Genomic DNA, 21,804 nt, shown 5'->3' with positions numbered 1-21,804 from the left:
CCGTCCGGAAGGAGGGTGGCGCCATGGCCGGAGACTAGAACCGGTACACCACCCCGCTGTACACCGAGAAGCCATCCCCGGGATAGAAGCTGGCGGAGTCGAGCCCCCGGGCGTTATCGACCGTGCTGGCGGCGGAGGCATAGTGCCTGTCGCCGAGGTTGCGGAAGTCGAGATACGCCTTCCATTTCCTGCCCGGCGCCTCGTAGCCGAACTTGGCGGCCCAGATCACGGCCGACGGCGCCTTCAGGCTGTTGGCATAGTCCACATAGTAGCCCGACATCGCGCGCGTGTTCACGCCCGCATAGAAACCACCGGCCTGCTGATACAGCAGCTCGCCCTGGTAGACGTGCCGCGGCAGGCTGGGAAGTTGGTTCCTGCCGTAGCGGGCATCGCCCCGGTAATAAAAGTCGCTGAACGTGTAGGCCTGGCGGTAGCTCAGGCGGTCGTCATCGGCGTTCTTCCACAGCTTCGACGTCAGCGCCGCCTCGATCCCCTGGTGGATGGTCTTGCTGGCGTTCGCGTTGGCGATCAGCGCATCGACGCCGGCACTGGCCTGCCGCACCACCGTCGACAGCAGTTCGTCGCTGATCCAGGAGCGGTAGACGGACAGCGTTCCTTCGTGCGCCTCGCTGCCGGCACGCAGGCCGATCTCGCCCGTGGTGGCCCGCTGCGGCTTCAATGGGCGGATGTACGGCACCCCGGTACTGCCCATCTGCCACGTCACGGGCGGATCGACCGACCGGGAGATGTTCGCGAACACCAGCAGATCCGGCGTGGCCTGGTAGCGCAGCCCCACGCGCGGCGCCACGGCATGGTCGTTGTAGCGCACGGCACGGGGGAACTTCTCCGTCGTCGTCAGGATCGTGCGGTCGATATGGGCATCGCGGTCCACCTCGATGAACGACAGGCCGGTCGACAGGGCCAGCCCTTCCGACAGCTGCAGCTCGTTGGCAAACGACAGCACCGTGTCGCGCGAGCCCGTGTACACGGTGTACTGGCGTTCGGTGGTGCGCGTGGCGGTGGCGAGGTTCTGGTCGTAGGCCGTCACGTCGCCCTTCAGCAGCCGCGTGTCGCTGAAGGCGATCGTGGTATCGCTCGGCTTGCCGAACAGCGTGTCGCCGGTGCGCAGGTAGCGCAGCGACATGGAGCCGTCCGTCGAACGCCAGTCCTGCGGCGTCGTCGAGTAACGCCAGCCGTTGTCCAGCGGGTAATCGTTGTAGGCCAGGCCCAGTTCCAGCTTCGCGCGATCGTCCAGGGTCAGCGTGGTCTTGCTGGTGACGAGCGTGGTACCGGTCTTCTTGCGCGCGCTGGTGGTGGCATTGCTCTGGCGCGGATCGGCTGCCAGCTGGGCCAGCGTGATCGTGCTGCCGTTGCGCAGCTCCTCGTTGCGGTGGCGGACCGTCAGGCGCGTCTCGAGCCGGTCGCTGAAGCGATGGCCCAGGTTGGCCACATACTCGTTGCCGCTGTTCGGGGTCTGCCGCTGAAAGCCGTCGCGCTCGTTGTAGAAGTACGCCAGGTAGTAATCGGTGTGGTTGTCGGCCGAGACGCCGCCGGTGCTCAGCGCGTACTTGCGATAGCCGTAGCTGCCGGCTTCCACGCCGATGGCGGTGCCGGGCGCGGAACGGCCCGTGTGCGTGACGAAGTTGATCGCGCCGCCCAGCGACAGCGCGGCATACGAGAAGGCGTTGGCGCCGTTCAGCACTTCCGTGTAATCGAGCCCGTTCAAGGTCAGCAGGTCTTCCTGCGTGCCGCCGGGTCCCGTGATCGGCAGGCCGTCGTACAGGTACTTGATGCCCAGCGAATAGCCCTGGTAGAAGGCGTTCAGGCCCGAACCGCGGATGGAGATCTTGTTGGCGCCGTTGCCGCTGGTGGCGGCCGCGAACACGCCGGGCTGGTAGGCCAGCACGTCTTCCGCATTGGCCGCGCGGCCCCGTTCCACATCGGCATTGTTCACGACGCTGACGGTGCCGGCCACCTGGTCGAGCCGCGCCCGGGCCCTGTCCGCTTCGTCCAGTGCCTGGCCCTTGACGATGACGGTGGCGCCCACCAGCACTTCGGCTGCTGCGGCGGTCGCGGCCTGCTGTGCGGACGCGGCACCGGTCGCCAGGCACAGTGCGGCGCCGAGGCCGCAGAACATGGCGGGGTGATACGGGGACGTGATGGGATGCGCGCGGGGCGGCTGCGATGGCGGTCTGATTCGTTTCACTAGCGTCACTTGTCGTCGATGAACAAGTGGCAGAAGTTACAACCTGCAAACGCGCGCAACAAACAATAAAAACTGCGATCTATAGCAGGATCCGTTTCATATCGACAGGCGCGGAACTGCTTTGCGCCGGCGCCGCGCGGACCGCCTCAATGCAGCTTGATGCTCACCACGGTCGGATCGTCCTTCACCTCGATCGACGCATCGTCGAACGACGGCGGACCGAAGCGGGGCACGAAGTTGCGCGACAGGCCGTAGTCCTCGCTGGGGATGCCCAGGGTGCGATCGAGCTTGCCGTTGTCGTTGGCGTCCTCGTACACCAGCACGGCCCAGGTGCCGGCCGGGACATCCTTCACGCTCACCGTCATGGCGCCCGCCGTGGACGGTGCCGACGCCGTATGGACGCACTGCTTCAGGAACGTGGCGCGGTCGCACACGGCCACTTTCAGCTGGCCCTTGCCGACGACGTTCGTGACCTTCACCTCGACGGTGGCGGCCACGGCGACCTGCAGCGAGGCGACGCACAGGGCGGCGGCGGTCAGCAGATGGCGCAGGGAGGGGCGGGTCGAAAACATCATGCGGATTCCTTTCTCTGGTTGGATGCGCGGCGCGGCCGCGCGGGCGGATATGGTAGTCTTGGCAACACCGGATTTCACGCGATCATACATGCTCTTCAATACGTTCATCGTCGTTGTCACTGTCGCGGCGATGGAGCTGTTCTCCATCGTCGCGCACAAGTACATCATGCACGGCTTCGGCTGGGGGTGGCACAAGTCGCACCACGAGGAGCGCACGGGCTGGTTCGAGAAGAACGACCTGTACGCCGTGTTCTTCGCCGGGATCGCCATCGCGCTGATCTACGCCGGCACGCGGGGCCACCATCCGCTCGAATGGATCGGTGCCGGCATGACGGCGTACGGCTTCCTGTACTTCGTGGCGCACGACGGGCTGGTGCACCGCCGCTGGCCGTTCACCTACATTCCGCGGCGCGGCTACCTGAAGCGGCTGTACCAGGCGCACCGCATGCACCATGCCGTGCAGGGCAAGGAAGGCACCGTGTCGTTCGGCTTCCTGTACGCGCCGCCCGTGGCAAGACTCAAGCAGCAGTTGCACGCGCTCCATCAGGGCGCGCCGCGCGCGCGTCCACGCGAGGGCGCTGCCACAGGCCTGCAGGACGTGCCGCCGGCTTCCTGAAGCGCGACAGCAGCGCTGCCACGCCGCCCTTCGCCAGCAGCCACAGTTTGGTGGCCTTTGACGTGCCCACCCGTTCGTCCCAGGCGTGCGCGCCGCGCCGCTTGACCTCCACGCCGATCTGCCGGTACACATAGCGCGCCGTGGCGATGGCCCAGGCGGCACGCAGCGGCAGCGAGGCGATGCCATCGGCGGCGGAGTCGTAGTAGGGCTCCGCTTCGTCCACCAGCCGTGCCGCAACGACGGCCAGTGCCGCGCGGTGCTGCGGCAGGCCCGCTTCGCCGGCGGGAATGCCCGCTTCGCGCAGCCACTGCGCCGGCACGTAGCTGCGGCCGATCGCCGCATCGTCGACGATGTCGCGCGCGATGTTCGTCAGCTGGAAGGCCAGCCCCAGGTCGCAGGCGCGGTCCAGCACCGGTTCGCGCGTGACACCCATGATCGACGCCATCATCAGCCCCACGACACCGGCCACGTGATAGCAGTAGCGCAGCGTGTCGTCCAGCGTTTCGTACCGCACCTCGTGCACGTCCATCGCGAAGCCAGCCAGGTGGTCGAAGGCGAAGCGGGGCGGGATCGCATGGCGCAGCGCCACTTCCTGGAAGGCGGCGAAGGCGGGCTCCGTCATCGTTTCGCGCTGGTAGGCGCGGCGGGTCGTGTCTTCGAGGACGGCCAGTTCCCGCGCGGCCGCTTCGGGCGTCGGGGCGATGGTGCCGAACCCCAGCTCCTGGCCATCGACCACGTCGTCGCAATGGCGGCACCACGCGTACAGCATCAGCACGCTGCGGCGCGTGGCGGGATCGAACAGCTTTGCGGCGGCGGCAAAGCTCTTCGAGCCCACATTGATCGTGTGCGTGGCATGCTCGAGCAGCGTGCCGCCCGCGGCCGTACCGAGCGTCCCGTTCACGCCGTTCACGTCGCCACCCCCTCCAGCATCAGCCCGGCCGTGGCCTTCGCCGAGCCGATCACGCCCGGCACGCCGGCACCGGGATGCGTGCCGGCGCCCACCAGGTACAGGTTGGACAGCTCGGCATCGCGGTTGTGCGGCCGGAACCAGGCGCTCTGCGTGAGGATCGGCTCCAGCGAGAAGGCCGAGCCCACGTGGGCATTGAGCTGGTCGCGGAAATCGAACGGCGTGAAGATGCGGCTGGTGACGAGCTGGCTGCGCAGGCCCGGCATGTAGCGCTCCTCCAGGTACTGGAAGATGCGGTCGCGGTAGCGCGGACCTTCCACGTCCCAGTCGATGTCCGCATTGCCCAGGTGCGGCACGGGCGCCAGCACGTAGTGGCTGCCGCAGCCGGGCGGCGCCAGCGACGGGTCGGTCACGCACGGCGCGTGCAGGTACAGCGAAAAGTCTTCCGACAGCGTCTTGCCGCCGAAGATCTCGTCGATCAGGCCCCGGTAGCGGGGGCCGAAGCACACGGTGTGGTGCTGCAACTGGCTGTGGTGGTGATCCAGCCCGAAGTACAGCACGAACAGCGAATTGGAAAAGCGCTTCTTCTGCAGCGCGCCGCCTTCGGCCGCACCGCGCGGATGCTGGCCCAGCAGCTTGGCATAGGTATGCACCACGTCCGCATTCGAGGCCACCGTATCGGCGGCAAATACACGGCCATCCTCCAGCCGCACGCCGGTTGCACGCGCGTCTTTCGTTTCGATCTGCGCGACATTGGCATTGAGCTCGATGCGGCCGCCCAGGTCCTCGAACAGCTTCACCAGGCCCTTGACGAGGGCGCCGGTGCCGCCGCGCGGGAACCACACGCCCCATTTGCGCTCCAGCGCATGGATCAGCGTGTAGATCGACGAGGTGGCGAACGGATTGCCGCCCACCAGCAGCGAGTGGAAGGAGAAGGCCTGGCGCAGGTGCTCGTCCTCGATGAAGCGCGACACCATGCTGTACACGCTGCGCCAGGCCTGCAGCCGCGCCAGTTGCGGGCCGGCGGCGATCATGTCGCGGAACGACAGGAAGGGCACGGCGCCCAGCTTCAGGTAGCCTTCCTCGAACACCGCCTTCGAATAGGCGAGAAAGCGCTGGTAGCCCTGCACGTCGGCCGGGTTGCGGGCGTGGATCTGGCGGTCCAGCGCCTCCTGGTCGTTGGCGTAGTCGAACTGGTGGCCGTCTTCCCAGCACAGCCGGTAGAACGGCGACACGGGCAGCATCTCCACGTAGTCCGCCATGTTCCTGCCGGCCACCGTGAACAGCTCCTCGATGGCGGAAGGATCGGTGATGACGGTGGGGCCCGCGTCGAACGTGAAGCCCTGGTCTTCGTAGACGTAGGCGCGGCCGCCCGGCTTGTCGCGCTTTTCCAGCAGCGTGGTCTGCACGCCGCTGGCCTGCAGGCGGATGGCCAGTGCCAGGCCGCCGAAGCCGGCGCCCACGACAACGGCGGTTTTGGTTGGATTCATGCGGACGTCCTGGTCGTTAAATTCGGTTGAAACTGGTGCGGGTGGATCCTGACGGCGGCGCGCAGCGCGGCACCGACAGGCACCGGCGGCTTGCCGGTCAGTACGCGGGCCATGTCGCCCAGCGTGGGATGGCCGGCGTAGAAGCGCGCGATCAGGTCCGGCGGCAGGCGGTAGAAGCGCTGCATCACGCGCCAGCGCTCGTCCGGCTGCCCGGCCAGGAACAGCATGCGGTTCAGCAGCCGGAAGAAGCGCTGGCCGCGCCACTCGGCCTGGGCATCGGCGCGCAGCGCGGCAAACAGGGCCGGCGCGTCGAGGTCCTGCAGGGCGGCGATGCGTTCGGCCAGCCGCACCGCGTGCGGCAGCGAGTAGCCGGTGGTCGGGTGGAACAGGCCGGCGCGGAGCCCCGTTGCGGGCTGGCCGGCCAGGTCGTCCCAGAAACCGTCCACATCGCCGGCCAGCACGATGGGCAGCGAGCCGTGCTCCTCGCGCAGCAGTTCGGCAACGTGCCAGCCGCGCGACCTGGCATACGCGGCGATGTTGGCACGCAGCCGCTCCGGTTCCCAGGCGCTGCTGTCCACGTAATGCGTGTCCTCGATCAGCACCGTGTCGGGCGTGAAGGGCAGCAGGTAGACGAAACGGTAGCCGCCCTGCTGCGCGACGCCGGCATCCATGATCACGGGCGCCGTCAGGCCATGCGGTTCGTGCAGGCGCACTTCCTGGCCGAGGAAGGTCTGGTAGCCCAGCGCCAGCCGGCTGGTGGGCCGCATGCCGCGCCCGTCGATCACGGCGCGCGCCGCCAGCAGTTCGCCATTGGCGAGACGGACCGTGGTGGGCGTCAATGCCTCGATGCGCACGCCGGTGCGCAAGGCTTCGCCCAGCGCCGGTGCGATCACGCGCGCGAAATCGTGCGAAGCGATGCTGGCATAGCCGCTCTCCATCGTCCGTGACAGGCCGGGGAACACCACCTCGTAGCGGGACCAGTGCGCCGAGACGAGCGGGGCCAGCCACTCCCGTTGCGAGGCATCCAGATCGCCATCGTGGAACGACCAGGTGTGGTTGCCGCCGATGGTCTCGCCCTGTTCGAGCAGCAGGATGCGCAGGTCGGGGCGGTGGGTGCGCAGGCGCCAGGCCAGCAGGCCGTTGGCGAGGCCGCCGCCGGCCAGGATCAGGTCGTAGGTCGTCGAAGCGGAAGCGTTCATGCCGATTGCGCCACGGGCTGCGCGGCCCCCACGGCCGCTTCGATGATGTCCGCCGCGCGGCGCGTGCCGCCGGCCTGCGCCAGTTCCTCGGCCATGATGTCGAGGCGCTGCTGGAAGGTAGACTTGTCCAGCAGTTGCCGCAGCATCCTGCGTAGGTGCGCGGTGGTGACGAAGCGGGGCGACGCCTGCAGGCCGATGCCGGCATACGCGACACGCGCCGCGGTCCCGGGCTGGTCGAACGCGATCGGCAGCGCCAGGATCGGCGTGCGCGCCTCGATCGCATCCATCACCGTGTTCGAGCCGGCGTGCGAAACGACGACGTCGGCACGTGCCAGCAGTTCGCGCTGCGGGCCGAACGCGCAGACCCAGTTGGCGCCGGCCTCCTGCAGCGCGCGCGCCTGCGCTTCATCCAGGCCGCCGCAATGGGCGATCAGCAGCTGCACGTCCAGCGCACGGCAGGCCTTCGCCACCCGCTTGAACAGCCCGAAGCGGTGGCCCTGCATCGTGCCGAACGAGGCAAACACGAACGGCTTGTGCGGATCGACGGCCGGCATCGGGTCGCGTGCCAGGCTCGCGCCCGAGGCAGACCGCAGGGGCCCCACGTGATGGAAATTGGCCGGCAGTGCGCGCCGCGGGAAGTCGAAGCCTTCGGTGGTCTGGCTGACCTGCGCCAGCGGCGACAGGCATTCGTGCAGCATGCCGCGCGGCGACAGGCCGAACGCGCGCGCGTGCTGCTCGATCACTTTGCGGTGCGGCGTCATCAGCCAGTCGTAGACGCGCGTGCTGCCCTGGTACATCTGCAGGTCGCGCTCGCTGGTGCCGTAGGCGAACGGCATCACGGGCAGCGGGATGCCGGGCTCGCGGTTGACGGGCAGGGCGCAGGCGACGGAGACGAACGGCATGTTCAGCGCTTCGGCGACCAGGCCGCCGGCCGCTTCCATCTGGTCGGCGATGAGGAAATCGACGCCTTCCGCGGCCAACGCGGCGGGCAGTTCGCGGCACAGCATGTCCGTGCCGCGCGCCATGTCGCCGATCACGCGGCGCAGGCCCAGCGGGCTGCCGGGATTGGCGGCACGGGCCATCACGGCGGCAAACGAGCCGCGCGGGTGGCTGGCGGCGCCGAGCGCATGGAAGCCCAGGCGCGGATCGGCCAGGTGGTCGCCCGCATCGATCTGCTGGAAGAAGGTGACGCGGTGGCCGCGGTCCACCAGCTCGCTGGCGAGGGCCGATTGCGCACTGAAATGGCTGAAGAACGCCGGTGCCACCACGCCGAAATGCGCCATCGGGTTCTCCGTGCGGCGGTCAGCCGGCGCGGCTGTTGAAGCCTGCCGGCGCGGCGGGTGCCGCGTACAGGTGCGGCACCGCGTCCGATGGCGGCCAGGCCTGCGCCAGGTGCGCGCCGAACATGCCCTGCACGAAGCGGCGCGTGCGCTGGGCACCGGCCAGCGCGTCTTCCAGGTGACGTTCCACGTCGCGCAGGTGATCGGCCAGGCGGCGCTGCGCTTCGTCCGCGCCGAGCGTGGCCAGCAGCGTGGCCTTGCCCTGGTCCAGCCCCGTGTCCTTGCCGGTTACCGTGATGTCGTTGCCCGGCACGTCCTGGAAGTCGTCGCGGATCTGGAACGCGTGTCCCGCCGCCAGCGCAAACGAACGCAGCGAGCGGGCCACGCAGTCGTCCACTTCGGCCAGCACGGCCGCCATGTCCACGGTGGCGCCCAGCAGCAGGCCCGTCTTGCGTTCGTTGGTGGTGGCGATGGCTTCGGCGGAGCGGCTGGTGCCGCCATGCAGGTCCTCGAACTGGCCGCGCACCAGGCCTTGCGCCCCCACCGTTTCGGCCAGCGTGGCAACGAGGCGGGCACGCGTGATGGACGGAATGCCGGGCGCCGACGCCAGGATCGCGAACGCGCGGCTCAGCAGCGCGACGGAGGCCAGGATGGCGACATCTTCACCGAACTGGCGGTGGATGGTGGGACGGCCGCGGCGCAGCGTGGCATCGTCCATGCACGGCATGTCGTCGAGGATCAGCGAGGCGGCGTGCACGATCTCCACGGCGCAGGCCACGTCGATGACCGCCGGCGACTTGCAGTTCAGGTCCGCCGCCACCAGCATCAGCAGCAGCGGGCGCATGCGCTTGCCCGAGCCCAGCACGGCCGCACGCATCGCGCTGGCCAGCCGGTCGTGGCGGTCGCCGTCGGCCGCCAGCAGATGTTCAATGCGCTGGTCGAGGGCCTGGCGCATCGCCTCGATGCCATGCACCGACGGATCGCTGGCGGTCTCGTGGCCGGCCTCGCCGAGCCATCCTGTCTGAGTAGTCATGCGCTTTCCTTCGGACGAAGTATCGAAAGGCCATGATAACGGAAAAGCGTTAGAAAAGTGGCAAGACGATCAATCGTGCGGCGTCCAGGACAGGCACCCGCGGGCATTACGCTTTTACCCATGCCGGGGCCAGCACCGGCAATCAGCTGTCCTTGCGAGCGAGGTAGCCCCGCACTGCGCTGACAACAGGACCGGCTGCCTGTACAGCTTCGACAAGCTGTTCGGGTGTGATCGCCAGTTCCTTCGTCCAGTACCGCATCTCCCACGACTCGTGGATGTTGATCCTGCTGCGATCCTTGTTCGACTGGTGCGGCGAGGCAGGGGCCGGCGGAGATGCCGCAGCACTCGCAGGCGGCACGGCACCTGGTTGCAGGCCGAATGGCCGCAGCAGTTTTTCGACGGTGGCCAGCGTGGGGCTGGTGGCTTCCCGCTCGATGTCCGCCAGCGCCCGAGCCGAAACGCCGCACAGCCTGGCGTATTCGGCGATCGTCAGGCGCAGACCTGTGCGGATCTTTCTTATCACCGCAGGGATCGGCATCGAAGGTGCCGCCAGGAGTTCGTCATGCAACGCGCGCCGCACAGCGTTCATTTCTGCAGGTGCCATCGGTTTGTAGCGCTTGTCCATCACAGCCCCTCGATCTGGACGCAGGCATTGCGCCACGCCCGTTCCAGCGGCTTGAGGAACTGCTCGCCGATCCCTGCCGCTCGCGCCTCCTCGAACAGGGTGCCCAGCGGCCCCGCCATGGCTGCAACACCAGCACGTATCAGGCTGGCGTCCAGATGCGCTGCCTCCGCGGCCTGGTCAATGACACTCGACCAGTCCGGCGAACCGCCATCGTCCCGCTGCCAGCGCATGCGCCTTGCGATGCCGTCGGGATGCAGCCACATAGGCGCGAAGTCGAACAGTGGCGTCAGGCCGATGAACCCGTCCGGCTTGCGTCCAATGGCGGTGTTCCTGGCGTGATTGTCCTTGTTGCCAAGGACGATGTTCGCGATGTCCCGCTTGATGTATTCGATGACATCGCGTGCCGGATCGGTGGCCACCTGGCCAAGGTGGCGGCAAACCTCGTTATGGCTTGGCACTGCGCCAAAGCCGGGCACGCCGCACAGCGAGGCGATGCTTTCCTGGCCATGGCGGAACACCTGCCCATTTGCCACCTGTCGATCGAAGCGCGGAATGAAGAGCGCGCGTTCACGCTGCAGGAGGGCGGCATGGACATGTAAACCCAGAGATCGAGCCAGGTGCATGTACGGTGCTTCCAGTGCCAGGATATCTGCCAGCGCCCGGTCCGTGCCGCGCCCGAACTTGACAATGTAGTGCCGGACTGCCTGCGCATCCGGTAGTGTGTGATCCAGGTACAGCAAGCCATCTGTCGCGTGGGTCAGCAGGATCTTTGGCCACTCGCCCTGTATGCCGGACGATCCAGCCAAGAACAAGCCATTCTGGGCAAGATATTCGTTGAAATCGCCAGCCCTTGCAGCCACTTCCTCCATGGTAAATCCATGCATGGTCGAACCCGAGCGTTCCGTCGCCCATGCATGCGCTTCCTTCACACGAATATTCCCGATAGGGTTGCCCGCACCCGCCCGAAGCAATGCCCAATCGTGCGCCGGGCCGCTGTGGGAACCCAGATGCAGTTGGCGCATCAATTCGGCGCGCCCATAACCTTGTGGCAAAAGATCGGTCAGGAAAGGCGGCCAGGTCTCCGGCATCCAGTGGGTGATGCCGACCGGAAGATTGGCGGAGAGTGCCGCCGAATCGACGCGGCCCCAATGCGCAAGCGCATAGTTCGGCAGGTATGCCAGATAGACAGGCGAATCGATACCGTGGTGGACACTGCCGGTCATTTCGACCGTGGCGGCATCCTGCCACTGGGCGTCGATAAAAACCTGTAATGTGCAGAAGGGCTCCATTTGGGAGGTATAGTAGCATTAATGGAGAGGCGTAACGCCATAATAAGGATACTAAAGCGCCTATTTAATGAATACGAGGCAATGAATGGACTTGGCTGACCCTCTGCGCTTCGGCGCGCCCGGCCAGACCGTGCTCGTCACCGGCGCCACCGGCTTCGTCGGCCAGCACCTGGTGGCGGCCCTGCTCGCCGACGGCCAGCACGTGATCGCGCTGACCCGCGACACGGCGGCGGCGCAGCGTACGCTCGGGGCGCGCGTGCGCTGCGTGATGACCGTCGATGAACTGCCGGTCACGGAGAAGATCGACCTCGTCATCAACCTGGCCGGCGCCCGCATCCTCGGCCAGCGCTGGACGAAGAAGCGCCAGGCCGCACTGCGCGCCAGCCGTGTCGGCCTGACGAAGCGGCTGGTGGCGTGGATCGGCAAGGCGCAGCACAAGCCGCGGTTGATGCTGTCCGCCTCCGCGATCGGCTACTACGGCGTGCAGCCGCAGGCGCAGCTGCAACCGCTGACGGAGGACAGCCCGCCGCAGCCGGTCTTCATGTCGCAGCTGTGCCAGGAATGGGAAGCGGCCGCGCAGGGAGCGGCGCAATACGGGGTGGCGGTGGCGACGACGCGCTTCGGCCTCGTCCTTGGACACGGTGGCGCATTGCCGCCGATGCTGATGCCGGTGCGGTTCGGGGTCGGGGGACCGATGGGGACGGGCCGGCAGCGCCTGTCATGGATCCACCTGGACGACCTGCTGCGCGGCCTGGCCTGGCTGGCGCGGCAGGACGGCAACGTGGCGGGCGCCTGGAACTTCACCACCCCGGACTGCGTGGCGCAGCGCGACTTCGTCGCCACCGCGGCGCGCCTGCTGCACCGGCTCGCATGGCTGCCGACGCCGGCCTGGCCCGTTCGGCTGCTGCTGGGCGAGCAGGCCGACCTGCTGCTGGAAGGGCAGTGCGTGATGCCGCGCCGGCTGCTGTCGGCGGGGTTCGAATTCCGCTATCCGGCGCTGGAGCCGGCGCTGCGCAGCCTGCTGTAACGGGGCTTCAGGACGCCGAGACGGCCAGCGTGCACAGCTGCGCATTGGCGCGGTCGATGGCCGCCAGCGCCTTCTGTTCGAACGCATCGCCGGCACGGCGCCGGGTGTCCCGGTAGCGCCGGCAGGCATCCAGCGCGGCGGCGCGGCCCGCCGCGGCATCGGCCGGCACGGCGATGCCCGCCGCCGACAGCTTGCCGGCGACGAGGCGGAACAGGCCCTCGTCCAGCGCCGGCCGCTCCAGCACCAGCGCGCTGGACGTGAAGCCGCGGGCATGGGCCAGCGCAAGCATGTAGCTCTCATGGGACGCCAGGCTGACGCCGCCGCCGGGCACCAGCAACAGCAGCGGCGCATACGGCGCCAGGGCCGGCAGCACATGGTTCGGGAAGATGTGCGCACCGCGGCTGCGCGCCAGCAGCAGGCCATAGTGCCGGTGATCCTGCACCGGCGTCAGGCCGGCCTGCCGGAACGGCACGATCGCCACGCCGCCCGGCTGCGCGACATCGATGAACAGGGTGCCGAACAGGAAGCCGTCGTGTAAGCGTTCGCCGCGCAGGGCGCCCCAGATGTGGCGCGCGCTGCCGCCGGCGCCGAGGAAGGCGGCGATGGCATCGTGGCCGGCCCGCTCGGCCTCCGGCAGCGCCGTCGGCCCGGCGTCATGCAGGCCGCGCGACACGGCCTGCGTGATGGCCCGCGAATCGCCGGCCGCCAGCAGCTGCGGGGGCAGGACCGCGCGCAGGCCGGCGAACAGCGCCTTCAACGGTGCCAGCGCCGGCAGCAGGTAGCGCTCGGTGAGGGCCTGCTGGCGGGGGGCGTCGTCGATGCGGGGTTCGTGGGGCAGGGGCGACATGACGGGACCGCTCATGGCTGCTCCGGCAGTGCCGGCTGTGCGCGGCGCCAGCGCAGCATGCCCAGCGAGAAGTTGGCCAGGTAGCCGGCCAGCAGGCCGAAGGCCAGGCAGGACAGCGGGTGGTACAGGCCCGTCTCGAACGTGAACGGCTGCGGGTGCTCGGACTGCCGGTTCATGTAGATTTCCAGGAACACCTGCAGCACGCGCGCAGCGAACAGCATGCAGACGAGGATGCCGAAGCGGTCGTACGGCTTGTAGAAATAGCGGCGGCCAACCGTCTCGATGCGGGTCTTCTTCAGCGCGAAGAAGGCCAGCCAGGCGCCGCCCAGCACGCCCGCGCCAAGGCTGGACAGGGCCAGCAGGTCGGAACGCAGCGTGATGGCGGCGGCCAGCAGCAGAAAGGCGAAGAATGCGAAGCCGGCCTTGTGGCGCCACAGCAGCGATTCCTGCCGCACGAAGATCTGCCGCAGGCGCAGGTAGACGCGCCAGACCAGCAGCGGTATCAGGATCAGCAGTGCCAGGGTGGTGAGTTGCATGGGGAGTCGAATTCGGTGGAACGGGATTGTACTGTGCGGGACTGCAGCGCGCCCGATTGTAGTGCGGCCGGTTGCAGTGCGTCCGGTTGCAGTGCGCCCGAATTGTAACGCTGCGGCGCGATTACCGGTGGCATGCTACCGTAACGGCCTTCAATACTGGAGGAACCATGGACCCATACTTCACGACTGTCCCCGTCCATGCGCACCGCGCACCGGACCTGCCGGTGCCGATCGACGAACCGGAAACGGCGCCGGGCCACCACCACGATCCGGACGCGCCGGGCGAGGAAGAGGAGCCGGTGCCGGATCACAAGCCGGAGTAAAAACAGGAAGTGGTGACACAGGAAGTGGGGACAGACCCCTGTTTTAAGGAAATTTCCTCAAAAATGGGGTCTGTCCCCATTTTCAAGGAAATTCCTTCAAAAATGGGGTCTGTCCCCGTTTTTATCAGTCGAAGGCCCAGGTGTACAGCACGTCCAGCGCGTTGTTGGTGCCGGTCTGGAACTGCAGCGTGAAGCGCTGGTTCAGCTTGTAGCGGAGCTTCACCAGCGACGTGGCCGTGCCGGCGCCCTGCTCGAAGCCCAAGTAGGCGCGCGAGGACAGCTTCTTGCCGACGGTGACCACGGTGTTTTCCAGCCCCGTGGCCGTGCCGTTGCCCTGTTTCACGCCCAGTTCGTCCAGCCCCACCTTGTTGGCGAAGCTGCCGCCGCCCTTGCCGCCGAAGAGGGCGCCGGCAGCGGTGCCCAGCAGGCCCATCTCGTTGCCGGCCATATCGCTCATGCCATGACCCAGCACCAGCCAGGACAGCTTCTCGCTGTCCGGCACCGTCGGCGTCGACACGAGGCGCGCGACCGGCGAGAGCACCGTGCCCTTCACTTCCACGCCCGCTTCCACGTTGGTATCCGACAGCTCGGTGTCTTCCGGCCGCTTGCGCACGGCGAGGATGTTCAGGCCCGGGTTGTCATACGCGCCCGTGAAATTGATCACGCCCCGTTCGATCGCCAGCTTCTGGCCATATGCCGCATAGGTGCCGCTGACGACACGGATGCTGCCGTTCACGCGCGGCGCGCTGCGGTTGGCGATGCGCACGTGCGCGCCGCCGGCCAGGTATGCATCGAGACCCTTGCCGCGCAGGCGGAAGTCGTTGCCCAGGTCCGCTTCCAGGTCCACGTTCAGCGGCAGCGACTGGGCGGCCTCCTTCACGGTGGGCTTGGTACGGCCGAGGATCACGACGTCGTCGCTGATCGTCGGCGAGTTCTCGTCCGGCAGTTCGATGTCGGCGCGGTCGGCCTTGAACTTGCCCGTCAGCTGGAAGCGCTTGGCATCGCGCACCAGCGTGCTGGTCCCGGAGAGCACCAGCGTGCGGTCGGGGCGCGACAGGGCTTCGAGCTTGTCCGCCGTGAGCTTCAGGTTCATCGTTGCCGCCGCATTCGTCAGGCTGGCCGAACCTTCGGCATCCATGCGGCCCGTGCGGCCCTCGAAGTGCAGGCGCTGCAGCGTCAGCTGGTCGCCCGCGACGCGCGCCTGCAACTGGCCGTTGCGCAGGCGCAGGCCCTGTTCGGCCCAGTTGACCACCAGGCCGGTGCCATTCACCTCGCCATTCAGGGCGGGCGCGGCGATCGTGCCGCTGCCGGCGATGGCGGCTTTCAGCGCGCCATCGACTTCCAGGCCGTCCATGCCCACCAGCGGCGACAGCCACGCGATCGACGGCATGTCCAGGTTGGCGTTCAGCCGCAGCGGGCTGTCGCCCGGGATGCGGCCATTGCGCAGCTGCGCGGTGCCATCCACGGCGATGCGGCCGGCACGCGTGCCGTTCAGGCCCACCTGCACACGCAGCGTGCTGCCGGACACGTTGACACCGGCCTGCAGTTGCGACAGGCCGAGCGGAATCGGCTTGTCGCCGCCCGTCACGGTGATGTCGCCCTTTTCGCGGAACACGTTCACCGAGCCGTCCAACGCCGGTGCGGCGCCCGTGGTCGTCGGCAGCGCCAGGTTGACGGCCCAGTTGGCACCCAGGGTCAGGTCGCTGACCACGTGGCCGCGCCAGGCATCCGAGAGCTGCGCCAGGTAGGTGGCGGGCACGCCGGCCGCCGCGCCGCGGCTGCGCCACTGCGGACCGTTCTTTTCCAGGTTCTCGATGCGCACGGAGCCTTCCGGCAGGCCGATCACGGCGTTCGTCAGCGCGATGCGGGCCGGATTGGCCAGGCCGGCCACGCCGGCGCCTTTCGGGGCGGCGATCACCAGCGGGGCGGGGGACTGCAGGTTCAGCGCGAAACGGCCGCGGTTCTGCAGCGTGTCGATGGCGCCCGTCCACGTGTCGTTGGCCCAGCCGCCGCGCACGCGCAGCGCCGCATCGAAATCGGCGTTCGCGGCGGACAGCTGCACCGTGTGCTGGGTGCGCGTGCCGCTCGTCTGCAGGCGCGCGCGGTCCAGCGAGAACGTGGGCGAGGTGTAGCCTTCCACGTTCACGTCGGCGACGAGCGCATCGGCATTGCCCAGGGTGCCGGTGGCCTTGATCGAGCGGACCTGGTGCTGCGTGAACGCGCGCACATTGCTGCCTTCGATGCCGAAGGACAGCTGCGGTTTGTCCATCGTGCCGCCCAGCGTGCCGGTACCGCGCAGCACGCCGCCGAAGCCGGCGCCCAGGCTGGACAGCTGCGGTGCATCCAGCTTCCAGTTCAGGCGGTCGTTGGTGGCGCCGAACGCACCCCGGGCCTGCAGGCTGTTCGGGCCCAGGCGCAGGTCCACATCGGCATTGTCCACATGACGGTGGTCGGCCAGCACTTTCGCGTGACCGGTCAGCGGCGCGTTCACCAGGGTGGAAGCGCCCATGTCCAGGTTGATGTTGGCGCGCCAGTCCTTGGCCAGGCGCGCGTTGCCGGAGAACGTGGCGTTGATGCTGCCGGCCGGCGCCGAGGCGGCGAAGGCGGCCGGATTGACGCGGCGGGTGCTGCCCGTCATCGTCACTTCCGGCTGCTTGTCCTTGCCGGCCAGGGCCAGCTGGCCGGAGGCGCGGATCACGCTGTCCAGCGCGCGCACCTTCGCGCCCGTCATGCCCAGGCCCCGCGCTTCCGCGTCGAAGCTGGTGCGCGGTGCCGCGTAGCCGCCGGTGGCCGTGCCGCTGGCCGCGACGGCGCCGGCCAGGTCGCCCTGGATCGCGGCGAGCTGCTTCGCATCGAGCTTCCACTCCAGCTTCTCGGCCGGCAGGCCGAAGTTGCCGCGCGCGTTGACGGTGTTCTGGCCCATCGCCACGTTCGCATCGATGCCGGTGAGGTGCTGGGCATTGGCCTGCAGCTTGCCCTTGCCGGTGAGCGTCTGGCCGGAGAAGCGGCTGGGGCGGATGACGAAGTCCACGCCGGCCTGCCATTCCGGCAGCAGCTTGCCGGCCACGTTCGCGGCGGCGTTCAGGTCCGCCTGCGGGAAGGCGCCCAGCGCGGCAGGATCGAAGTGATCGACGGTGGCCGCGGCCTTGAAGTCCTTCTGGTCCTTCAGGCTGGCCTGGCCAGTCACGCCGATGCTGCCTTTACCGGCCTGCAGGCGGGCGCGGGAGATCGTCAGCAGCGTGTCTTCCAGCTTCGCCTGCGCATCGAGGCGCAGGTTCTTCTCGGCCAGCTTCACGTCGAAGGTCTGCAGCTTGCCGGTGCTCTTCGCCGCGATGTCGCCGGCGATCGCCGTGCTGTTGGCCGCGCCGTGCAGGGCCCGCAGGTCGATGCGGTCCGTGTGCAGGCGGATGTCGGCCGTCTCGATGCCGCCTTCCGGCCCGGTGCGTTCCACGCGCCCGGCGCCGGTGAAGCGGCCCGCGTTGCCGAGGTCGATCAGCAGGTTGTCCAGCGTGGCGACCGTCAGCGTGCCGCCCAGGCGCGCGGTGACCGCCTTCAGTGGCAGCAGCTGCTGGTCGATCGGGCCGGGCGTCGCGGTATTGGTCAGCTCCAGCAGGCCGCTGACTTCCTGTTTGGTCCCGATATCGGCTTTCACCCGCAGGTCCAGGCTCGCTTTCGGCCAGGCGGACTGGAAGCGCGACGGGTCCACGCCATGGGCGCGCAGGTCCATCGTCTGCAACGGAATCTTTTCGAACGGCGTGAGCGTGGCGACGCCGTCGCCGGTGGCGTTCGGCGAAGTGCCTTTCACCGCGACCGACATCAGCGACAGGTTGCCGGTGGCGGCCGCCGTCAGCTGAGCAGCCGGCTGGCCCGGCGCGATATGCACTTCGGTCAGCGCCGCCTTGGCATTCAGTGCGAACGGCTTCTGCGCGCCGATGGTGCCGCTGGCCGCAACGCGGCCGAACGGCGTGACGGCGCTGGCGCTTTTCAGCTGCCAGGTGGTCTTGTCGCCATACAGCTGCGCACGCACGTCGTCGATATCGTTGCGCACGCCGACCAGGTTCACCATCGTCAGCTTGAGCAGCTGCGCGTCGGCCACCGTGATGCGGAAGGGCGGTGCCAGCGAGGCGGGCAGGGTCGTCGGCTCGTCCGATTCGGCCGTCGTCTGCATCAGCACCGAGGCCACGCGCAGCTTGTCGATCTCGATCCCGGCGGAGAAGAACTGCAGCGGCGACCAGTCGATGTCGATGTCGGCCGCGGTGATCGTGCTGTTCTCGCCCTTGTAGACGAGGCGGCCGATGTGCATGTGGTCGTACAGCGAGCCCGTGACGCCCGTGATGGCGATCGAGCCGCCGCTGGCGCGCGCCACGCGTTCGGCGATCTGCTGCAGCGTGGTCTCGCGGCCCAGCAGCCACACGGCGCCGCCCAGCAGGACGACGGTGATGCCGGCGCCGATCAGCGTGCGGCGCAGCCAGCGGCGCTGCTTGCGAGGCAGCTTGACCGGTTCGCCTTCGTTGTTCGTGGTGTTGATATCGTCGGCCATCAGAACGTGAATCCCAGAGAGAAGTGCAGGCGGGCTTTCTTCACCGCGTGGCCATAGGCGACGTCGACGTTGATCGGGCCCACCGGGCTTTTGTATCGTGCACCGACGCCGTAGCCGGACTTCGGATGCAGGTCCTTGAACGAATCGGCGGCGTTGCCGGCGTCGTAGAACACGGCGGCGCCCCAGGTGGGCTTGAACCAGTACTGGTATTCGGCGCTGGCGGTCGCCATGTAGCGGCCGCCCACCGTCGCATCGCCTTCGCGCACGCCCAGCTCCTGGTACGCATAGCCGCGCACCGAATTGTCGCCGCCGGCGCGGAACAGGTAAGTGGAGGGCACGCCGTTGCGGCTGCCCGCACCGAGCACCCCGATTTCGCCGCGGAAGATCAGCAGGTTGGTCGGGTTCAGCGGCCGGTAGGTGATGCCGCGCGCGGTGGCGCGGAGGAATTTCTGGTCCGTCAGGATCGGCAGGATCGCGCCGCCCAGCGTGGCGTTCAGCACATAGCCGCGGCTCGGGAACACCAGGTTGTCCAGCTTGCGCCAGGTGACGGCATACGTGACCGGCAGGCTCATCGAGTGGGTCTGCGGATCGTCGAGCGGGATGCCGGCGATGCGGCGGTTCTCGTTCAGGTATTCGGCCGTCACGCTGCGCTCCAGCAGCGGCGTGCCCCAGGCGCGCTTGGCGTACACGGACGCGGTGCGGGTTTCCTCGCCCTCGATGTCGTTGCGTTCCAGCGCGCCGCCGAAGCTGTCGTTGTAGCCGTCCGCCGTGGTGGGGAAGTAGAAGTCGCCGCGCGCCGTCTGCTTCTTCTGCTCCAGCGTGAGCGCGCTTTTCAGGCGCAGGTTCCACACCGACAGGTCGTCATAGGCGACCGACGTGCGGCCGCCCGTGTTGGTGGAAAAGCCCACGCCCAGGCTGACGTTCTTGCGCTTGTTTTCCACCACGTGCACCAGCAGCGGCACCGGTGCCAGCGTCGAAGGCTGTGGCGCGCCGGTGCGTTTCTCTTCGGCCGCTTCCTGCTGCTGTTCGATCAGCGTGTTCAGGTCCGCCGTCACTTCCACGGCGGCGAAGTAGCCGGTGTCCTGCAGCTTCGACTGCAGGGCCTGCAGTGCGGCTTCGCTGTACACGTCGCCCGGCTGGATCTTGTTCAGGTTGCGGATGACCGCTTCCGGATAGCGTTTCAGGCCCTCGATCTTCAGCTCGCCGAAGCGCATTTCCGGGCCGCTGTCCAGGGCCACGCGCAGCAGCGCGCGCTTCGTTTCGGGATCGACGGTGGCCACGCTCTCCGTCATCTGCGCGCGCGGATAGCGGGTCTGCACCACGGCACGCAGGATGGCGCGCTTGGCGCTTTCCCAGTCGCCCTGCCGGAACCGTTCGCCCTGCGGCAGGGGCCAGCTGGCTTTCAGGGCCTCCTTGTCGAACGGCGACTCGGGCGACGATTCGAAGCCGTTCAGCACGATCTCCACGCCGCCCACCAGCGTCGGTTCGCCGGGGGTGACATCGACGATGACGGTTGGCGTGCTGCCCGTTTCATCCAGGCGCACGGTGACCACCGGTGTGTAATAGCCTTCCGTGGCCAGCAGCGTGTTGGCCTGCGCGGGCGCGGTGCGCACCATGCGGCGCAGCTGTTCCATGTCCGTGCGGGGATTGCCGCGGTAGCGCAGCAGGTCCAGGTTTTCCTCCAGCAGGTCGTCGAGCTTGCCGGGCGCATTGATGCGGACGTTGTATTTCAGTCCTGCGGACTTCTGCTCCGCGGTCTTCTGCTCGTCCGCCCGCTGTGCATCCTCCTGCGCGCCCGCGGCATGCGCTGCCAGCGGCGCGACGAGCGACAGCAGCAGCGTCGCCTGAGCGAGCCGCGCTACTTTGTTGACGACTTGTGCCAAAATTCGTGATCCCCGGTGATTAGTGGGTGGAATGGTAACGGATCGGCCAGAAAGATGGCGTACGGATACCACTACCGGGGGTTACAGTGGGAATCACGGATTTTTTTGGAAAGACGGCAATGATGAAAAGCGATGCGGCCCTGGTGCTGTTCTCCGGTGGACAGGATTCCACCACCTGCCTGGCCTGGGCACTCGACCGTTATGAACGGGTGGAAACCATCGGTTTCGATTACGGCCAGCGCCATGCGATCGAGCTGACGATGCGGCCGCAGCTGCTGGCCAGGCTGCGCGCGCAGCGGCCCGACTGGGCCGCGAAGCTGGGCGAGGACCACATGATCGACCTGGGCCTGATCTCCCAGCTGTCGCACACGGCCATGACGGAGGATATCGAGATCACCATGCAGGCCAACGGCCTGCCGAACACCTTCGTCCCGGGACGCAACCTGATGTTCATGACGGTGGCGGCCACGCTGGCCTACCGCCGCGGCCTGAACGTGCTGGTGGGCGGCATGTGCGAGACGGACTTCTCCGGCTACCCGGACTGCCGCGACGACACGATGAAGGCGCTGCAGGTGGCCCTGAACCTGGGCATGGATACCCGCAACAAGCTGGAAACACCGCTCATGTGGCTGGACAAGGCCGAGACGTGGGAGCTGGCCGAGACCCTGGGCGGCCAGGCACTGGTGGACCTGATCCGCGCCGACACGCATACCTGCTACAAGGGCGAGCGGGGCGCCTTGCATGACTGGGGGTATGGCTGCGGGGAGTGTCCGGCCTGTGCGCTGCGGGCGCGGGGCTACCGGAATTATGTGGCGAAGAAGGCGGCGACCGCGGTTGCAGCTGATGGCGCCGCTGGTGCCACGGCTGGTGGCGCACCCGGTGCAGCAGCAGGTGCCTGACACCGGTGCAAGGCTGGGACAGGCCCCAGGAAACGTCGGTGACCGGGGGCCACGCCAACGGCGGTGACGGCCAGACCCCCGGGCTGCGGGCATCCTTTACACCGCGGCTTCCTTCACGGTGGCGCGGCGCTTGTTGCGGCGATTGAAAAACCAGCAGAGGCCGACCACCAGCGCCACCGGCACCAGCAGCGGCGACAGTGCCGCACCGAGCGCCACCACCAGCAGGGCAGCGAGGATCGCGAAGCCCGCCACGGCCATGATGCCCAGACCGGCAAACAGCACGCCGATGAAGGCGGCCACGCAGACCAGCACCACGGCGGCGATCAGCAGCCCGCCGCCGGCCATCAGGGCACCCATCAGGAAGCCGAACGGGCCGTCGATTTCCTCCCCACCCATGTACATCTGCCAGTCGTTGTCCCAGGCGGGATGGAACGAGGCGTCCAGCAGGTTCGACGCGGCGATGCACAGCAGGACGATGACGGTGACGGCAAGCAGTTTCTTCATGATGGCTCCAGGTATGTGGGCTTTC

Annotated in this window: 18 protein-coding genes; 4 read left to right on the top strand and 14 right to left on the bottom strand. The window is 68.0% G+C overall.

Features of this window, described 5'->3' with window-relative positions; genetic code table 11:
- Nucleotides 1-34: 34 nt before the first annotated feature.
- Both IP91_RS23645 and IP91_RS23640 read right to left on the bottom strand, forming a co-directional pair.
- Nucleotides 35-2,206 carry a TonB-dependent receptor family protein gene (locus tag IP91_RS23645; protein ID WP_229474909.1) on the bottom strand — a complete coding sequence of 724 codons (2,172 nt, stop codon included), beginning with the start codon at nt 2,204-2,206 and terminating at the stop codon, nt 35-37.
- Nucleotides 2,207-2,352: 146 nt separating this feature from the next.
- The gene (locus IP91_RS23640; RefSeq protein WP_145652637.1) at nt 2,353-2,781 is read right to left on the bottom strand and encodes a DUF2141 domain-containing protein; all 429 of its coding nucleotides are present in this window, start codon (nt 2,779-2,781) and stop codon (nt 2,353-2,355) included.
- An 88-nt stretch (nt 2,782-2,869) separates the two neighbouring features.
- On the opposite strand from IP91_RS23640, the gene IP91_RS23635 reads away from it, so the two are divergent.
- The gene (locus IP91_RS23635) at nt 2,870-3,397 is read left to right on the top strand and encodes a sterol desaturase family protein (RefSeq protein WP_145652635.1); all 528 of its coding nucleotides are present in this window, start codon (nt 2,870-2,872) and stop codon (nt 3,395-3,397) included.
- Here IP91_RS23635 and crtB read toward each other — a convergent pair.
- The 7 genes from crtB to IP91_RS23600 form a co-directional block, all read right to left on the bottom strand.
- Entirely contained in the window at nt 3,300-4,307 is a 1,008-nt protein-coding gene (crtB, locus tag IP91_RS23630) for a 15-cis-phytoene synthase CrtB (RefSeq protein WP_229474907.1), read from the bottom strand. The two genes, IP91_RS23635 and crtB, sit on opposite strands and share 98 nt — an antisense overlap.
- Nucleotides 4,304-5,794: a phytoene desaturase gene (locus tag IP91_RS23625; RefSeq protein ID WP_145652633.1), complete on the bottom strand. Its 1,491-nt coding sequence runs from the start codon at nt 5,792-5,794 to the stop codon at nt 4,304-4,306. Before IP91_RS23625 ends, crtB begins: the two co-directional genes overlap by 4 nt.
- Complete coding sequence (crtY, locus tag IP91_RS23620; RefSeq protein WP_145652631.1) at nt 5,791-6,993, bottom strand: lycopene beta-cyclase CrtY; 1,203 nt, start codon at nt 6,991-6,993, stop codon at nt 5,791-5,793. Before crtY ends, IP91_RS23625 begins: the two co-directional genes overlap by 4 nt.
- Nucleotides 6,990-8,276, bottom strand: coding sequence for a glycosyltransferase (locus IP91_RS23615; protein WP_145652629.1), 1,287 nt, complete (start codon nt 8,274-8,276; stop codon nt 6,990-6,992). The genes crtY and IP91_RS23615 overlap by 4 nt, the downstream gene beginning before the upstream one ends.
- Nucleotides 8,277-8,295: 19 nt before the next feature.
- Nucleotides 8,296-9,306: a polyprenyl synthetase family protein gene (locus IP91_RS23610; RefSeq protein ID WP_145652627.1), complete on the bottom strand. Its 1,011-nt coding sequence runs from the start codon at nt 9,304-9,306 to the stop codon at nt 8,296-8,298.
- 142 nt (nt 9,307-9,448) lie between these two features.
- The gene (locus IP91_RS26555) at nt 9,449-9,931 is read right to left on the bottom strand and encodes a DUF3606 domain-containing protein (protein ID WP_229474905.1); all 483 of its coding nucleotides are present in this window, start codon (nt 9,929-9,931) and stop codon (nt 9,449-9,451) included.
- Nucleotides 9,931-11,220, bottom strand: coding sequence for a type II toxin-antitoxin system HipA family toxin (locus IP91_RS23600; protein WP_145652625.1), 1,290 nt, complete (start codon nt 11,218-11,220; stop codon nt 9,931-9,933). Before IP91_RS23600 ends, IP91_RS26555 begins: the two co-directional genes overlap by 1 nt.
- A 91-nt stretch (nt 11,221-11,311) precedes the next feature.
- Between IP91_RS23600 and IP91_RS23595 the strand changes: the two genes are divergently transcribed.
- Nucleotides 11,312-12,247 carry a TIGR01777 family oxidoreductase gene (locus IP91_RS23595; protein ID WP_229474903.1) on the top strand — a complete coding sequence of 312 codons (936 nt, stop codon included), beginning with the start codon at nt 11,312-11,314 and terminating at the stop codon, nt 12,245-12,247.
- A gap of 7 nt (nt 12,248-12,254) precedes the next feature.
- Here the strand turns inward: IP91_RS23595 and IP91_RS23590 are convergent, their stop codons facing one another.
- Complete coding sequence (locus IP91_RS23590; protein WP_145652621.1) at nt 12,255-13,109, bottom strand: hypothetical protein; 855 nt, start codon at nt 13,107-13,109, stop codon at nt 12,255-12,257.
- A complete protein-coding gene (locus IP91_RS23585) occupies nt 13,106-13,630 on the bottom strand; it encodes a CcdC protein domain-containing protein (RefSeq protein WP_145652619.1) in 525 nt (174 codons plus the stop codon). Before IP91_RS23585 ends, IP91_RS23590 begins: the two co-directional genes overlap by 4 nt.
- Before the next feature lie 167 nt (nt 13,631-13,797).
- On the opposite strand from IP91_RS23585, the gene IP91_RS26290 reads away from it, so the two are divergent.
- Nucleotides 13,798-13,953 carry a hypothetical protein gene (locus tag IP91_RS26290; protein WP_199754732.1) on the top strand — a complete coding sequence of 52 codons (156 nt, stop codon included), beginning with the start codon at nt 13,798-13,800 and terminating at the stop codon, nt 13,951-13,953.
- A 124-nt stretch (nt 13,954-14,077) separates the two neighbouring features.
- Here the strand turns inward: IP91_RS26290 and IP91_RS23580 are convergent, their stop codons facing one another.
- Nucleotides 14,078-18,493 (bottom strand): translocation/assembly module TamB domain-containing protein, encoded by a 4,416-nt coding sequence (locus tag IP91_RS23580; RefSeq protein ID WP_145652617.1) that lies wholly within the window; start codon nt 18,491-18,493, stop codon nt 14,078-14,080.
- Complete coding sequence (locus IP91_RS23575) at nt 18,493-20,376, bottom strand: autotransporter assembly complex protein TamA (RefSeq protein ID WP_229474902.1); 1,884 nt, start codon at nt 20,374-20,376, stop codon at nt 18,493-18,495. The genes IP91_RS23580 and IP91_RS23575 overlap by 1 nt, the downstream gene beginning before the upstream one ends.
- Before the next feature lie 119 nt (nt 20,377-20,495).
- Here IP91_RS23575 and queC point away from each other — a divergent pair, with 119 nt between their 5' ends.
- Nucleotides 20,496-21,275: a 7-cyano-7-deazaguanine synthase QueC gene (queC, locus tag IP91_RS23570; protein ID WP_145652615.1), complete on the top strand. Its 780-nt coding sequence runs from the start codon at nt 20,496-20,498 to the stop codon at nt 21,273-21,275.
- A gap of 96 nt (nt 21,276-21,371) precedes the next feature.
- Here queC and IP91_RS23565 read toward each other — a convergent pair whose 3' ends face one another.
- The gene (locus IP91_RS23565) at nt 21,372-21,779 is read right to left on the bottom strand and encodes a hypothetical protein (RefSeq protein WP_145652613.1); all 408 of its coding nucleotides are present in this window, start codon (nt 21,777-21,779) and stop codon (nt 21,372-21,374) included.
- Nucleotides 21,780-21,804 lie beyond the last annotated feature (25 nt).

The organism is Pseudoduganella lurida (genome assembly GCF_007830455.1).
GTDB classification, from domain to species: Bacteria; Pseudomonadota; Gammaproteobacteria; order Burkholderiales; family Burkholderiaceae_D; genus Rugamonas; species Rugamonas lurida.
Note: the sequence above shows the minus strand (reverse complement) of the source record. Positions and strands in the feature narration are given on the sequence as shown.